Below are 13,800 nucleotides of genomic sequence, written 5' to 3' on the forward strand. Positions count from 1 at the left end.
GGCCGACGATGGACATCCTCTCCCAGCTCTTCGCCGGACTGAGCCTCGGCTCCGTCCTGCTGCTGGCCGCGCTCGGGCTCGCCCTGACCTTCGGCCAGATGGGCGTCATCAACATGGCGCACGGCGAGTTCATGATGGCCGGCGCGTACACGGCGTTCGTCGTGCAGGGCGTCGTCTCCGGCGCCGGCGTCAGCCTGCTGGTCGCCCTGCCGCTCGGCTTCGTCGTCGGCGGGCTGCTCGGCCTGCTGCTCGAGGCCACGCTCATCCACCGCATGTACGCCCGCCCGCTCGACACCCTGCTCGTCACGTGGGGCGTCGCGCTGGTGCTCCAGCAGGTCGCCCGGGACGTGTTCGGCGCACCCAACGTGGACGTGTCGGCGCCCACCTGGCTGTCGGGCGCGGTGGAGATCGGCGGGCTCGCCCTGCCCCGCACGAGGCTGTTCATCCTCGGGCTCGCCGTGGCGTGCGTCGTCGCCCTCACCCTCCTGCTGAGGGCGACGCCGCTCGGCCGGCGGATCCGCGCCGTCGTCCAGAACCGCGACCTGGCCGAGTCGTCCGGGATCTCGTCACGGACCACCGACCGGATCACGTTCTTCCTCGGGTCGGGGCTCGCCGGCATCGCCGGCGTCGCCCTCACCCTGCTCGGCTCCGTCGGACCGACGCTCGGCACCAGCTACATCGTCGACGCGTTCCTCGTCGTCGTGGCCGGCGGCATCGGCCAGATCAAGGGCACCGTCGTCGCGGCGCTGTCCCTCGGCATGATGCAGGCGTTCTTCGAGTACTCCACGACCGCCTCGGTGGCGAAGGTCCTCGTGTTCGTCGCCGTCGTCGCCTTCCTGCAGGTACGACCCCAGGGCCTCGTGTCGGCCCGGACGAGGAGCCTCGCATGACCGTCCTCGACAAGCTCCTCGCCCCCGGGCGGCCGCGCGTCCTGCTCGGGTTCGCCCTCGCCGCGGTCCTGCTGCTGGCCGTCGCACCCGTCGTGCTCAGCCCGTTCCGGCTCGGCCTGCTCGGCAAGTTCCTCTGCCTGGCCATGGTCGCCGTCGGCATCGGCCTCGCCTGGGGCCGGGGCGGCCTGCTCACCCTCGGGCAGGGCGTCTACTTCGGGCTCGGCGCGTACATCATGGCGATGCACCTCAAGCTCGCCGACGCCGGCCCCGACGGCGTGCCCGACTTCATGCTCCTGTACGGCACCGGCGAGGTCCCCGCCTGGTGGGAGCCGATGCGCTCGCCCGGCCTCGCCCTGCTCCTGATCGTCCTGGTGCCCGCCGCCCTCGCCGGGCTCCTCGGCTGGGCCGTGTTCACCCGGCGGGTGCGCGGCGCCTACTTCGCGATCCTGTCCCAGGCGCTCGCGGCGGCGTTCGCGATCCTGCTGATCGGCCAGCAGCAGACCACGGGCGGCACCAACGGTCTCAACGGCTTCCGCGGGTTCTTCGGCTACGACCTCTCGGACCCGGCGAACCAGCGGATGCTCTACCTGATCGCCGCCGTCGTGCTGCTGGTCATGGTGGCGGTCGTGCGCCAGCTGACCGTGTCGCGGTTCGGCGAGCTGCTGGTCGCGGTGCGCGACGGCGAGGACCGGGTGCGGTTCCTCGGCTACGACCCGGCGGCGGTCAAGACGGTGGCGTACGTGGTCGCGGCCGTCATGGCGGCGATCGGCGGCGCGCTGTTCGTGCCGATCGTGGGGATCATCTCCCCCGCCGACGTCGGTGTGGTGCCGTCCATCGGCTTCCTCATCGGCGTCGCGATCGGCGGGCGGGCGAGCCTGCTCGGCCCGGTGCTCGGCTCGATCGCGGTGAGCTGGGCGCAGACGTCCATCTCGGAGCAGTTCCCCTCGGGCTGGATCTACTTCCAGGGGGCGCTGTTCATCGGGGTCGTGGCGTTCCTGCCGGGCGGCCTCGCCTCCCTGGCGACCCGCCGGCGACGCCGCGCGACCTCCGACGACGACGGGCCGGACGATCCGGCAGCCCGGCCCGCACCGCAGCCCGCCCCCGAGGGGAGCACCCCGTGACCGACACCCCCGCCACCACCGGCCCCGACCTGCAGGCCGCGTCCGAGCTGCTCGGCACCGACACCTCGCGGTTCCGCCACGACTACCTCCAGGTGCGCGGCCTGCGCGTCGAGTTCGGCGGCTTCGTGGCCGTCCGCGACGTCGACCTCACCGTCACGCAGGGCGACCTGCGGTTCCTCATCGGACCCAACGGCGCCGGCAAGACGACGCTCATCGACGCGGTGACCGGGCTCGTCAAGGGCACCGGCTCGGCGACCTTCGGCCGCACCGAGCTGCTCGGCCGGGCCACCCACCGCATCGCGCGCGCCGGGGTGGGCCGCACGTTCCAGACGGCGAGCGTGTTCTCCGAGCTCACCGTCCTGCAGAACCTCGACATCGCCGCGGGCGCCCGGCGGCGGCCGCTGTCGCTGCTGCGCGCGCGCCGCGGGGTCCCGGACGCCGTCGAGCAGGCCCTGGAGACCGTGGGCCTGACCGCGCAGCGCGACGTGCCCGCCGGCATCCTCGCGCACGGCCAGAAGCAGTGGCTCGAGATCGGGATGCTGCTCGTCCAGGACGCCCACCTGCTGTTCCTCGACGAGCCGGTGGCCGGCATGACCCACGAGGAGCGCGAGGAGACCGGCGAACTGCTGCGCCGCATCGGGTCGCAGCGCGTGGTGGTCGTCGTCGAGCACGACATGGAGTTCCTGCGGTCGTTCGCCGACTCCGTCACCGTCATGCACCAGGGCCGGGTGCTCGCCGAGGGCACCGTGGCCGAGGTGCAGAACGACCCGGCCGTCGTCGAGGTCTACCTCGGGTCCCCGGTCGACGCGCCCGAGCCCGACCCCGAGCCCGAGCCGGACCCCGACCGGGCCCGCCGGGACGCCCCCGCCCTGGAAGGAGAGACCGCGTGATGCTGGAGCTGACCGGCCTGAGCGCCGGGTACGGACGCACCACGGTCGTGCACGACGTCGACCTCGGCGTCGCCGACGGCACCCTCACCGCCGTGCTCGGGCACAACGGTGCCGGCAAGACCACCCTCCTGCGGGCCGTGCTGGGCCTGCTGCCCGTGCAGTCCGGCCGCGTCGTGCTCGCCGGCGAGGACGTCACGACCCGGCCCCCGCACCAGCGCGTCCGTCGCGGCGTCGCCTACGTGCCGCAGGGCCAGCAGTCGTTCGGCCAGCTCAGCGCGCGGGAGAACCTGCAGGTCGTCGCGGACGCCCACGGCCGCGACGGCCGCCGCCGCACCGACGAGGCCCTCGACCTGTTCCCGGCGCTGCGCGACCTGCTCGGCCGGCAGGCCGGCCTGCTCTCCGGCGGGCAGCGCCAGCAGCTCGCCATCGCCCGGGCCCTGGTCACCGGTCCCCGGCTGCTCGTGCTCGATGAGCCGGCCGAGGGCATCCAGCCGAACGTCGTCGCGGAGATCTACGGCGCGATCTCGACGCTCCTCGCCGGCGGCGGCCTGTCCGTGCTGCTGGTCGAGCAGCACCTCGGGTTCGCCGTCGAGCACGCGGCGCAGTACGCCGTGCTCGCCACCGGGCGGGTGGTCCACCGGGGCGCCGGCGGCGGCCCCGACGTCGTGCCCGAGGTCCGCGCGGCCCTCGCCCTGTGACCGCACCCGCCACCCGGAGGGAGACACCGTGCACCTGACCCCTGCCGACACCGAGAAGCTGCTGCTGGCCGTCGCCGGGATGGTCGCGCGCGACCGCCTGGAGCGCGGCGTGCGGCTCAACCACCCCGAGACCGTCGCCCTGCTGTCCTGCTGGGTGCTGGAACGGGCCCGCGAGGGCGCCGACGTGGCCACCCTCATGCGGACCGGCCGGGAGGTCCTCGCCCGTGACCAGGTGATGGACGGGGTCGCCGACCTGCTCACCGACGTCCAGGTCGAGGCCACGTTCCCCGACGGCCGCAAGCTCGTCACCCTGCACCACCCGATCCAGTAGGAGGCTCCATGTCCAGCACCTCGTCGACCGGGCCTGGAGCGGTCCGGACCGCCGACGGCCACGTCGAGCTCAACGTCCGGCCCCCGCACGAGCGCCGCCGCCTGGTCGTCGTCAACACCGGTGACCGGCCCGTGCAGATCGGCTCCCACCTGCACCTGCCGGACGCGAACCCGGCCCTGGAGATGGACCGCGAGCGCGCGCACGGGTTCCGCCTCGACATCCCCTCGGGCACGTCGCAGCGGTTCGAGCCGGGCGCCAGCCGGGAGGTCGACGTCGTGACGCTGCGCGGTGCACGCCGGGTGCCCGGGCTGCAGCGGGGCAAGGCCGACGGCGGTGCGCTGGGCCCCGTCCCCGGCGCGGACGACGGCGACGCCGACGGCGGGGAGCGCTGATGGTCCGGGTCAGCCGCGAGCGCTACGCCGCCCTCTACGGGCCGACCGTCGGCGACCAGGTGCGCCTCGGCGACACGGACCTGTGGATCGAGATCACCGAGGACCGCACCGTCGGCGGCGAGGAGGCCGTGTTCGGGGGCGGCAAGTCGATCCGCGAGTCGATGGCGCAGTCCACCCGCACGCGGGCCGACGGCGCGCTCGACACGGTGATCACGAACGCCGTCGTGCTGGACTGGTGGGGCGTCGTGCGTGCCGACGTCGGCCTGCGCGACGGGCGGATCGTCGCGCTGGGCCGGTCGGGCAATCCCGACGTGGCCGACGGCGTCGACCCCGACCTCGTCATCGGCCCGTCGACCGACGTCATCTCGGGCGAGGGCCGCATCCTCACCGCGGGCGGCTTCGACCCGCACGTCCACCTGCTCTCGCCGTCGGCGCTGCACGAGGCCCTCGCCACGGGCATCACGACGATCGCCGGTGGCGGCACGGGGCCGTCGGAGGGTTCGAAGGCCACCACCGTCACCCCGGGGGCGTGGCACCTGCGCCAGGTGCTCCGTGCCCTGGACGACGTCCCCCTCAACGTGCTGCTGCTCGGCAAGGGCAACACGGTGAGCGCCGCGTCCCTGGCGGAGCAGGCGCTCGCCGGCGCGGCCGGGTACAAGGTGCACGAGGACTGGGGGTCCACCCCGGCCGCGCTCGACGCCGCCCTCACCGCGGCGGACGAGTGGGGCCTCCAGGTGGCGCTGCACTCGGACTCGCTCAACGAGGCGGGGTTCGTGGGCTCCACGATCGACGCGATCGGCGGCCGGTCGATCCACGCGTTCCACGTCGAGGGCGCGGGCGGCGGGCACTCCCCCGACATCCTCACCCTGGCCGGGCTGGGGCACGTGATCCCCGGGTCGACCAACCCGACGCTGCCGCACACGGTGAACACGGTGGCCGAGCACCTCGACATGCTCATGGTCTGCCACCACCTCAACCCGGCCGTCCCGGAGGACCTCGCGTTCGCGGAGTCCCGGATCCGCGCGACGACGATCGCCGCCGAGGACGTGCTGCACGACATGGGTGCCATCTCCATCACGTCGTCGGACGCGCAGGCGATGGGCCGCATCGGGGAGGTCGTGACGCGCACGTGGCAGGTCGCGCACGTCATGAAGCACCGCCGCGGGCCGCTGAGCAGCGCGGAGCCGGCGGACAACGAGCGTGCCCGCCGGTACGTCGCCAAGTACACGATCAACCCGGCGATCGGGCACGGCGTGGACGCCGAGATCGGGTCGGTGGAGCCCGGCAAGCTCGCGGACCTCGTGCTGTGGGACCCGCGGTTCTTCGGCGTGCGGCCCGACGTCGTGCTCAAGGGCGGCGTCATCGCCTGGGCGGCGCTCGGCGACCCGAACGCGTCGATCCCCACCCCGCAACCGGTGCTGATGCGACCGGCGTTCGGCGACGCCGTCGGCGCGGACACGTCGCTGGCGTTCGTCGCGCCCGCCGCGATCGACGACGGCCTCGCGGACCGCCTGGGCCTGCGCCGCCGGCTCGCCCCCGTGGCGCCGACGCGGGACGTCGGCAAGGCCGACATGCGCAACAACGACGCCCTGCCCCGCATCGACGTGCGGCCCGACACGTTCGAGATCCGCGTCGACGGCGACCTGGTGGAGCCCGCCCCCGCCGTCCGGCTGCCGCTCGCCCAGCTCTACTCGATGTTCTAGGCCGGTCGATGACGTCGCCGCACGCCCTGTCCGTCGCCATGCTCCTGGCGGACGCCCGCCTGCCCGGGGGCGGGCACGCGCACTCCGCGTCCCTGGAGCCCGCGCTGCTGGGCGGGCTGCCCGAGGCGGCCGTGCCCGCCTGGATGACCGGACGGGCCACGACCGTCAGCCTCGTCGAGGCCGGCACCGCCGTGGTCACGGCCCACCTGCTCCGCGCGGGTGCGCCCGCCGCGCTGCACGACGTCGTGCAGGCGTGGGCGGCGCGGACGCCGTCACCGGCCCTGCGGGACGCCGCCCGGCTGCTCGGACGCGGCTACCTGCGGGTGGCGCGGTCCTTGTGGCCGACGGATCCGGCGGTGCGGGCCGCCGTCGCGCGCGAGGCGGCCCACGGCCCGCTGCCACGCGCCGTCGTGCTGGGTGCCGTCGCCGCCGCGACCGGCCTGGCACCCGCCGACGTCGTCCGCCTCACCGTCTACGACGACGCCCAGACCGCGGCGTCGGCGTTCCTCAAGCTCGCGCCCTGCGACCCGCTCGTGCCCGCACGGTGGGTCCTGGACGCGTGCGCCGCGGCCGAGGAGCACGTGCCCCTCGTCGCGGCGTGCACCACCCCGGAGGAGATCCCGGCCTCCGGAGCCCCGCAGACCGAAGGCTGGGCCCAGGCCCACGCCCTGACGAACCAGAGGTTGTTCCGTGCCTGACACCATCGAGACCACCCCCCGCGCCCTCCGCCTCGGCGTCGCCGGCCCCGTCGGGGTGGGCAAGTCGTCGCTCATCGCCACCCTGTGCCGCGCGCTGGCCGACGAGCTCGCGCTCGGCGTCATCACCAACGACATCTACACCGACGAGGACGCCCGGTTCCTGCGCTCGGAGGGCGTGCTCGACCCCGACCGGATCCGCGCCGTGGAGACGGGCGCCTGCCCCCACACGGCGATCCGCGACGACGTCACCGCGAACCTGCTCGCGGCGGAGGACCTGGAGCGCGACTTCGCGCCGCTCGACCTCGTCGTCATCGAGTCCGGCGGGGACAACCTCACCGCCACGTTCTCCCCCGCCCTCGTCGACGCGCAGATCTTCGTGCTCGACGTCGCGGGCGGCGGGGACGTCGCGCGCAAGGGTGGGCCCGGCATCGGCCGCGCCGACCTGCTGGTCGTCAACAAGACCGACCTGGCCCCGCACGTCGGCGTGGACGTCGAGCAGATGGTCGCCGACGCCTCGGCGGCCCGCGACGGGCGCGCCGTCGTCGCCCTGTCCCGCACCGACCCCGCGTCGGTGGCGGCGCTGCGGGCCTGGGTGCTCGACGTGCTGGCCGGCTACCGCAGCGGCGAGCACGTCGCCCAGGACCCCGGTCCCATGGCGCCCCACTTCCACGCCGACGACGAGGCACCCGGCGGCGGCTACGTCCACAGCCACGACGACGCCCCCGCGCACGCGCACTGAGGCGTCCGCGGTGCTGCGCCCGTCGAGCGAACCCGCCCGCACGTCCGTGCACGTGCGGGCGGCCGCCGCGCCCGGAGCCCCCGTGCGCGTCGGCACCGTCGACGGCCTGCTCGCGGCCCGACGCGTCACCCACGGGACCGGCGCGGCCACCGTCGCGCTGGTCGCGCAGGGCGCGGTGCTGCTCGGCGGCGACCACGTCCAGGTGTCGGTCGAGGTCGACGACGGCCTCGCCCTGACGCTCCTCGACGTCGGCGGCACCGTCGCCTACGACGGCGCCGGGCAGGCGTGCCGGTGGGACGTCCACGTCCGGCTCGGCGTCGGCGCCCGGCTCACCTGGGCGGGGCTCCCCCTCGTCGTCGCGAGCGGCGCCGACGTCACCCGCACCACGACCGTCCGCCTCGCGGCCGGGTCCCGGATGCTGCTGCGGGAGACCACCGTGCTGGGCCGGACCGGCGAGCGCGGCGGCCGCGTGGTCGTGCGCTCGGTCGTGCACGACGACGACGGGCCCGTGCTCGTCGAGGAGCTCACCGCCGACGGCGCCGGCCCCGTGCCCGGGATCCTGGGCCGCCACCGCGTCCTGGACACGCTCAGCGACCTGCACGGCACCACCGCCGACGAGGACGACCCGCCCGCGGGGTCGGACCTGCAGGACGCGGACCTCACCACGCTGCACCTGGAACGCGGCGGCACCCTCGTCCGCTGGCTCGGGCCGGCGACGCACCGCAGCCCCCTGGACCGACCGGAGGAACCATGACCCCCACCACCACGACCCCGACCACGACGAAGGCGCACCGCTCCGTGACGCTGCCCGTCGTCGTCGGCATGCACCTGCTGGCGCTCGCCGCGCTCGTCGCGGTCGTCCTGGCCGGCGACGGAGCGGGCGCCCTCACCTGGGCGACGGCGCTCACCGCCTACGGCCTCGGCCTGCGCCACGCCTTCGACCCCGACCACATCGCCGCCATCGACAACACCACGCGACGGCTCGTGCGCACCGGGCGCAACCCGCACGGCGTCGGCCTGTGGTTCTCCCTCGGCCACTCGTCCGTCGTCGTGGCGGCCTCCGTGCTGCTCGCGGTGGGCGTCGTCGCCCTCGTCGGGATGATGGACGACGACGGCTCGCTCCTGCGCCGGGTCACCGGAGTCTGGGGGCCGCTGGTGGCCAGCACGTTCCTGATCGTCCTCGGCGCGATCAACGTGGTACTGCTGCGCCGGGCCCTGCGCGCCCACCGTGTGGTCGGCGACCGGACGACCGCCGTCACCGTGGGCGGGCCCGTGAGCTGGGTGCTGCGCCGCTTCGAGTGGGCCACCGACCGGCCCCGGCGGATGTACGGCGTCGGGCTGCTGTTCGGCCTCGGCTTCGACACCGCGACGTCGATCGGGCTGCTCGCCACCACGACCGCGGTGACCCTGGACCAGCAGAGCTGGGTCGCGGCGGTCCCGCTGGCGCTGCTGTTCGCCTCGGGCATGTCGCTGCTCGACTCCGCGCAGGGCTCCGTGGCACGGCGCATCTACTCCGGGACGGCGGCGGCACCCGCGGGGCGCACCAGGGTGCGCTACGACGTGCTCGTCACCGGGATGTCGGCCCTGGCGGCGTTCGGGATCGCGACCGTCACGCTGGTCCAGACGCTCGCGGAGAACTGGGGCCCCGCCGCCGCGCTGCCGGGCGCGTCGGCGAACCTCGACCCGTACGGGTTCGTCCTGACGGCCCTACTGGTCGCCGTCTGGTGCGTCGGGATGCTCGTGCTGCGCCGCCAGTCGCGCGGTGAGACGAGCCAGGACGTCGCGGCCGCGTGAGGACAGGTGGACGCGGATGACGCGGCGGTCGACACCGTCCACCTCCCGGTAGACCAGGGCGCGGGTGACGAGGCCGTCCACCCGGCGTCCCAGCGTCGCCTTGTCGACGAGGAGGGACTCGCGCAGCTGCGACATCGTGGGTCCGTCCTCGTCGCCGAGGACGTCCAGGATCATCCACTCGTCCAGGGTCGCGCCCTCGCGCGCCAGCACGGCGGCGGCGTCGCGGGTGGCCCGGCGCGCGGCGAGCACCGTCTCACGGAGCATCGCGACCGCGACGGCGCCCGACACGTCGTGCTCCGAGGTGCTGCGCGTCACCATCCGTCTCACCTGCCGTCCGATCCGTCGTCGCTCTTGTGCCCGCTCGTAGACTACCCGCCATCGCAGGCCAGAGCCCGTGACCGGGCTTCACCCACGGCGAGGCGTGATGTCGGAATTCGTGGTCGGAACACTGTTGCACTTCCAGGGCCCCGGCGGGATCTACGGCCCCTCCTGCCAGGCCGTCACCGAGCTCGCGGTCGCCGAGCTCAACGCCGCCGGCGGCATCCTGGGTCGACCTGTGCGCGCCGAGCTCCTGGACGCGGGGCAGCCCCGGCCCGCGCTGCGCGGCCAGCTCGCCCGCGCGCTCGACACCGGCCGCATCCACGCCCTCACCGGGTGGCACACGTCCGCCGTGCGCAACGCCGTCGTGCCGCTCGTGCAGCGCCGCGTGCCCTACGTGTACCCGGCCGCGTACGAGGGGGCCGAGACCCGGCCCGGGCTCTACGTCACCGGGGAGGTGCCCTCGGCACAGCTCTTCCCGGCCATCGCCCGCCTCCGGGCCGAGGCCGGGACCCGGCGCTGGTTCGTCGTCGGCGACGACTACGCCTGGCCACGCCGGACCGCCCAGGTCCTCGCCGCCCAGCTCACGTCGCTCGGCGTGCAGTTCGTCGGCGCGCGCTTCCTGCCCGAGCAGGGGCCCAGCGCCGCCCAGCTCGCCCACGTCCTGGCGGAGGTCGAGGCCACCGCCGCGCAGGGCGTCCTCGTGCTGATGGTCGGGCAGAACGGGGTGCGGTTCAACCGTGCCTTCGCCCGCCGCGGACTGCACGAGCGCGTGCTGCGCCTGAGCACCCTCATGGAGGAGAACATGCTCATGGGCAGCGGCGCCGCGGCCACGACCAACCTGTACTCCACGGGCGGCTGGTTCCGCAGCCTCGCCACCGGCGAGGCCCTCGACCTCGTCGGCCGGTACGTCGCGCACCACGGGAACGGCGCACCCGCCGTCGGCGCGGCCGCCGAGGCCTGCTACGAAGGGGTCTTCGCGCTGCGCACCATCGTCGAGCGCGCCGGCAGCCCCACCGTCGCCGCGACCGACCGCAGCGTCGACGGGCTCACCTACGACGGACCGCGCGGACGCATGCTGTTCCGCGGCAACCACGCCCAGCACCGCCTCTACCTCGCCCGGGCGGACGGCTTCGACTTCGACCTGGTCGGCGAGCTCTGAGCAGCGTGACGCACGCCACGGCCCCGCAACGGATGATCCGTTCGCATCGACCTGTTGTGCCGGGCATGACCGAGACCCTCACCACCGCCCCGCTGGCCATCGCCGACGAGGTCGCCGACCACCTCTTCCGCACGGCCCGCACCGCCCAGCAGTTCACGGACGAGCCCGTCACCGACGCCCAGCTCGAGGCCGCGTGGGACCTCGCCAAGTTCGGCCCCACCGCGATGAACTCGCTGCCGCTGCGCGTCCTCGTCGTCCGCACCGACGAGGCCAAGGAGCGCCTGGCCGCGCACATGGCCGACGGCAACGCCGACCGCGTCCGCACCGCCCCCGTCTCGCTCGTGCTCGCCGCCGACCCGGCCTTCCACCAGCACATGGACACCCTCTTCCCGGCCGTCCCCGGCGTCCGCGAGAACCTCGACGGTGCCGCCGAGGTGCGCGAGCAGATGGCCCGCAAGAGCGCCCTCATCCAGGCCGGCTACCTCGTCGTCGGCCTGCGCGCCGTCGGCCTCGCCGCCGGCCCCATGGACGGCATGGACTTCGCCGCCACCGACGCCGAGTTCTTCGGCGAGACCGGCTGGAAGTCGCTGCTCGTCGTGCGCGTCGGCCACGTCGAGGGCGAGGGCACCGGCTACCCGCGCTTCCCGCGCCTCGCCTACGACCAGGTCGCCCGGACCGTCTGACGCACCCGCGCTCGGCTCCGCGCCGGGGTGCGGGGTCGTCCTGCCGCGAGACGTCCGCTCGGCCACTCGTCCCTCGCGGCCTCCTGCCAGGCCCAGCCGGTCTCGCGGCAGGACAACCCCGCACCCCGGTAGCAGGCCGGCTCGCGTCCCGACGTCGGCCCGGCCGACCTCCGGGGGCGAACGGCCACCGAGCGTCGAGCCTGTCGCCAGATGGCGACAGGCTCAGCCCGTCGCCACGGGGCGGCTCGGGTCGTTCGACCACTGGGACCAGGAGCCCGGGTAGAGGGCCGCACGGACGCCGACGCACTCGAGCGCGGCGACCTGGTGCGCGGCGGTGACGCCCGAGCCGCAGTACACGCCCACCGGCAGATCACCGGTGGCGCCGAGCGCCGCGAACCGGCGCTCCAGCTCGTCGGTGGGCAGGAACGTGCCGTCGTCGGCGAGGTTGCCGACCGTCGGCGCGGACACCGCGCCCGGCACGTGACCCGCCTGCGGGTCCACGGGCTCCACCTCCCCGCGGTACCGCTCCGCGGCCCGCGCGTCGAGCAGCACGCCGTCGTCGGCGAGGTCCGCGGCGTCGTCCGCGTCCAGCACGGGCATGCGGCCGGGGTGCACGTGGAGGTGCCCCGGGGCGCGCTGCGTGCTCCCGTGCTCCAGCGGGTACCCCGCCCGCACCCAGGCCGCCAGGCCGCCGTCGAGCAGGTGCACCTGCGGGTGCCCGAACCAGCGCAGCAGCCACCAGGCGCGCGCCGCCGACGTCCCGCCGACGGCGTCGTACACCACGACGCGGGAGTCGTCCGAGACGCCCCAGCGACGGGCGGCCTCCTGGAACTCCGACGCCGACGGCAACGGGTGCCGTCCCTCGGCCGCCGACGCCGTCGCGGCGAGCTCCGACTCCAGGTCGACGAACACCGCCCCCGGCAGGTGCCCCGCCTCGTAGCGCTCACGTCCGTCGGTGCGGCCCAGCTCCCAGCGCACGTCGAGCAGCAGGGGCGCGCCGCCCGCCGGGTCCTCCAGGCCGCCGAGCTGCAGGTCCGCCGCGAGCGTCGCGGCGTCGACCAGGACGGCGGACCGGGCGTCGGCCGTCACGCTGCGTCCCCGTCGCCGGCGTCACCCGCGGGCGCGTCGCCGGCGCGGTCGCGCGCAGCCGCCGCCAGGTCGCGGCGCATCACGTACGCGTCCTTGTCCTCCGGCTGGTAGTAGCGCTTGCGCACCCCCACCTGCTCGAAGCCGAACTGCTCGTACAGCGCGATCGCCTTCGCGTTGTCGGTCGCCACCTCCAGGAACAGGGCCGACGCCCGCAGCGTCACCGAGCGGTCGACGAGTGCCTGGAGGAGCTGCCGGCCGACCCCGCGGTGCTGGTAGGCGCGCGCCGTGCCGATCGTCATCACCTGCGCGACGTCGCCGTCGAACCACAGCCCCGCGTACCCCACCACCAGCTTGTTGCCGAACCCGCGCAGCACGTCGCCGCACTCGGCGACGACGTACCAGCGGCCGAACCCGGCGAGCTCGTCGGTGAGCATCCCGTAGGTCCACGCCCCGGCACCGAACAGCTCGCGCTCCAGCTCGAGCACCCGGTCGAAGTCGCCGGACTCCAGCGGGCGCAGGCGGACGGCCAGCGGGTCGTCGGTCATGCCGTCGCCTCGCTCGCCCGCTTCGCGGCGCCCGGCACCTGCACGTCGGGTCGGCGCAGGTAGAGCGGCTCGGTGGGGAGGTCCTCCCCGGCGGCGCGCCGGGCCAGCGCCAGCCGGGCCAGCACCGTCGCGTCGGGGACCGTGGGGGCGTCCTCGTCCGCGGTCAGGTGCTCCGCGTAGAGCGTGGCGCCCTCGCCGACGACGGCCAGCCGTGCGCCGGCCTCCGCCGGAGGGTCCAGGTGCTCCGCCGCGACGTCCGCCGCCCTGCCGACGTCCGGTCCGCGCAGCCGGTCGACGACGGGCACGCCGTGCGGGCCCTCGTGCGCGACGACGCGGTACCGGGCCCAGTAGACCTCCTTGCGCCGCGCGTCCGTGGCGACCAGCACCTCGTCCCCCGGGGCCAGGCCGAGGTCTGAGACGGCCTGCGCGGCGAGCACGTCGACGCTGGGCACGCCCAGCACGTCCACCCCGAGGGCGAGCGCGAGCGTGCGCGCCGTCACCAGGCCCACCCGCAGCCCGGTGAACGGGGCGGGACCCGTCCCGCCGACCACGGCCGTCACGTCCGTGCGGGTCAGACCGGCGTCGGCCAGCACCTGCTCGATCAGCGGGGCCAAGGACTCGGCGTGCCGGCGCCGCTCGTCGGCGCTGCGGGCGGCGAGCCGCCCACCGTCGTCGTCGACCAGGGAGACCGTCACGGCTGCAGAGGTGTCGAGTGCGAGAACTGCCACGGCACCAGCCTACGGCGAC

At 75.1% G+C, this 13,800-nt stretch carries 17 protein-coding genes; 13 read left to right on the plus strand and 4 right to left on the minus strand.

The genetic code is table 11. The annotated features are described in order from the left end of the window. Positions 1-8: 8 nt before the first annotated feature. Genes urtB through I598_RS07870 form a run of 11 tightly spaced genes read left to right on the plus strand, consistent with a single transcriptional unit; the run spans position 9 to position 9,256 of the window. Positions 9-890, plus strand: coding sequence for an urea ABC transporter permease subunit UrtB (gene urtB / locus I598_RS07820; RefSeq protein ID WP_068202479.1), 882 nt, complete (start codon positions 9-11; stop codon positions 888-890). Beyond that, on the plus strand, positions 887-2,011 hold the full coding sequence (gene urtC / locus I598_RS07825) for an urea ABC transporter permease subunit UrtC (protein WP_068202480.1): 1,125 nt from the start codon (positions 887-889) through the stop codon (positions 2,009-2,011). Before urtB ends, urtC begins: the two co-directional genes overlap by 4 nt. After that, on the plus strand, positions 2,008-2,901 hold the full coding sequence (gene urtD / locus I598_RS07830; protein ID WP_083973046.1) for an urea ABC transporter ATP-binding protein UrtD: 894 nt from the start codon (positions 2,008-2,010) through the stop codon (positions 2,899-2,901). The genes urtC and urtD overlap by 4 nt, the downstream gene beginning before the upstream one ends. Next, complete coding sequence (locus I598_RS07835; protein ID WP_068205126.1) at positions 2,901-3,599, plus strand: ATP-binding cassette domain-containing protein; 699 nt, start codon at positions 2,901-2,903, stop codon at positions 3,597-3,599. The genes urtD and I598_RS07835 overlap by 1 nt, the downstream gene beginning before the upstream one ends. Before the next feature lie 28 nt (positions 3,600-3,627). After that, positions 3,628-3,930, plus strand: coding sequence for an urease subunit gamma (locus I598_RS07840; RefSeq protein ID WP_068202481.1), 303 nt, complete (start codon positions 3,628-3,630; stop codon positions 3,928-3,930). Positions 3,931-3,938: 8 nt separating this feature from the next. Beyond that, the gene (ureB, locus tag I598_RS07845) at positions 3,939-4,322 is read left to right on the plus strand and encodes an urease subunit beta (protein ID WP_068202482.1); all 384 of its coding nucleotides are present in this window, start codon (positions 3,939-3,941) and stop codon (positions 4,320-4,322) included. Then, positions 4,322-6,025 (plus strand): urease subunit alpha, encoded by a 1,704-nt coding sequence (locus I598_RS07850; protein WP_068202483.1) that lies wholly within the window; start codon positions 4,322-4,324, stop codon positions 6,023-6,025. The genes ureB and I598_RS07850 overlap by 1 nt, the downstream gene beginning before the upstream one ends. Positions 6,026-6,033: 8 nt before the next feature. After that, positions 6,034-6,723 carry an urease accessory protein UreF gene (locus tag I598_RS07855; RefSeq protein WP_068202484.1) on the plus strand — a complete coding sequence of 230 codons (690 nt, stop codon included), beginning with the start codon at positions 6,034-6,036 and terminating at the stop codon, positions 6,721-6,723. Continuing rightward, a complete protein-coding gene (ureG, locus tag I598_RS07860) occupies positions 6,716-7,462 on the plus strand; it encodes an urease accessory protein UreG (RefSeq protein ID WP_068202485.1) in 747 nt (248 codons plus the stop codon). The genes I598_RS07855 and ureG overlap by 8 nt, the downstream gene beginning before the upstream one ends. Before the next feature lie 10 nt (positions 7,463-7,472). Further along, complete coding sequence (locus I598_RS07865) at positions 7,473-8,216, plus strand: urease accessory protein UreD (RefSeq protein ID WP_157557184.1); 744 nt, start codon at positions 7,473-7,475, stop codon at positions 8,214-8,216. Continuing rightward, positions 8,213-9,256 (plus strand): HoxN/HupN/NixA family nickel/cobalt transporter, encoded by a 1,044-nt coding sequence (locus I598_RS07870; RefSeq protein WP_068202486.1) that lies wholly within the window; start codon positions 8,213-8,215, stop codon positions 9,254-9,256. The genes I598_RS07865 and I598_RS07870 overlap by 4 nt, the downstream gene beginning before the upstream one ends. On the opposite strand, the gene I598_RS07875 is transcribed toward I598_RS07870, so the two are convergent. After that, positions 9,170-9,574, minus strand: a complete 405-nt coding sequence (locus I598_RS07875; RefSeq protein WP_068202487.1) for a MarR family transcriptional regulator — start codon at positions 9,572-9,574, stop codon at positions 9,170-9,172. The two genes, I598_RS07870 and I598_RS07875, sit on opposite strands and share 87 nt — an antisense overlap. Before the next feature lie 106 nt (positions 9,575-9,680). On the opposite strand from I598_RS07875, the gene I598_RS07880 reads away from it, so the two are divergent. Continuing rightward, entirely contained in the window at positions 9,681-10,736 is a 1,056-nt protein-coding gene (locus I598_RS07880; RefSeq protein ID WP_068202488.1) for a substrate-binding domain-containing protein, read from the plus strand. Between the two features lie 65 nt (positions 10,737-10,801). Then, the gene (locus I598_RS07885; RefSeq protein ID WP_068202489.1) at positions 10,802-11,419 is read left to right on the plus strand and encodes a malonic semialdehyde reductase; all 618 of its coding nucleotides are present in this window, start codon (positions 10,802-10,804) and stop codon (positions 11,417-11,419) included. Positions 11,420-11,641: 222 nt separating this feature from the next. On the opposite strand, the gene I598_RS07890 is transcribed toward I598_RS07885, so the two are convergent. Genes I598_RS07890 through tsaB form a run of 3 tightly spaced genes read right to left on the minus strand, consistent with a single transcriptional unit; the run spans position 11,642 to position 13,781 of the window. Next, a complete protein-coding gene (locus tag I598_RS07890) occupies positions 11,642-12,508 on the minus strand; it encodes a sulfurtransferase (protein WP_068202490.1) in 867 nt (288 codons plus the stop codon). Further along, entirely contained in the window at positions 12,505-13,053 is a 549-nt protein-coding gene (gene rimI / locus I598_RS07895) for a ribosomal protein S18-alanine N-acetyltransferase (protein WP_068202491.1), read from the minus strand. The genes I598_RS07890 and rimI overlap by 4 nt, the downstream gene beginning before the upstream one ends. After that, positions 13,050-13,781, minus strand: a complete 732-nt coding sequence (gene tsaB, locus I598_RS07900; RefSeq protein ID WP_068202492.1) for a tRNA (adenosine(37)-N6)-threonylcarbamoyltransferase complex dimerization subunit type 1 TsaB — start codon at positions 13,779-13,781, stop codon at positions 13,050-13,052. The genes rimI and tsaB overlap by 4 nt, the downstream gene beginning before the upstream one ends. Between the last annotated feature and the right edge of the window lie 19 nt (positions 13,782-13,800).

This window comes from Isoptericola dokdonensis DS-3 (genome assembly GCF_001636295.1).
GTDB lineage: Bacteria > Actinomycetota > Actinomycetes > Actinomycetales > Cellulomonadaceae > Isoptericola > Isoptericola dokdonensis.

What these genes read in the sequence shown, in the direction of transcription:
- urtB (WP_068202479.1), top strand. Translation starts at nt 9, where the DNA reads ATGGACATCCTCTCCCAGCTCTTCGCCGGACTGAGCCTCGGCTCCGTC.
- I598_RS07885 (WP_068202489.1), top strand. Translation starts at nt 10,802, where the DNA reads ATGACCGAGACCCTCACCACCGCCCCGCTGGCCATCGCCGACGAGGTC.
- I598_RS07870 (WP_068202486.1), top strand. Translation starts at nt 8,213, where the DNA reads ATGACCCCCACCACCACGACCCCGACCACGACGAAGGCGCACCGCTCC.
- ureB (WP_068202482.1), top strand. Translation starts at nt 3,939, where the DNA reads ATGTCCAGCACCTCGTCGACCGGGCCTGGAGCGGTCCGGACCGCCGAC.
- I598_RS07850 (WP_068202483.1), top strand. Translation starts at nt 4,322, where the DNA reads ATGGTCCGGGTCAGCCGCGAGCGCTACGCCGCCCTCTACGGGCCGACC.
- I598_RS07855 (WP_068202484.1), top strand. Translation starts at nt 6,034, where the DNA reads ATGACGTCGCCGCACGCCCTGTCCGTCGCCATGCTCCTGGCGGACGCC.
- rimI (WP_068202491.1), bottom strand. Translation starts at nt 13,053, where the DNA reads ATGACCGACGACCCGCTGGCCGTCCGCCTGCGCCCGCTGGAGTCCGGC.
- I598_RS07880 (WP_068202488.1), top strand. Translation starts at nt 9,681, where the DNA reads ATGTCGGAATTCGTGGTCGGAACACTGTTGCACTTCCAGGGCCCCGGC.
- I598_RS07835 (WP_068205126.1), top strand. Translation starts at nt 2,901, where the DNA reads ATGCTGGAGCTGACCGGCCTGAGCGCCGGGTACGGACGCACCACGGTC.
- urtC (WP_068202480.1), top strand. Translation starts at nt 887, where the DNA reads ATGACCGTCCTCGACAAGCTCCTCGCCCCCGGGCGGCCGCGCGTCCTG.
- I598_RS07875 (WP_068202487.1), bottom strand. Translation starts at nt 9,574, where the DNA reads ATGGTGACGCGCAGCACCTCGGAGCACGACGTGTCGGGCGCCGTCGCG.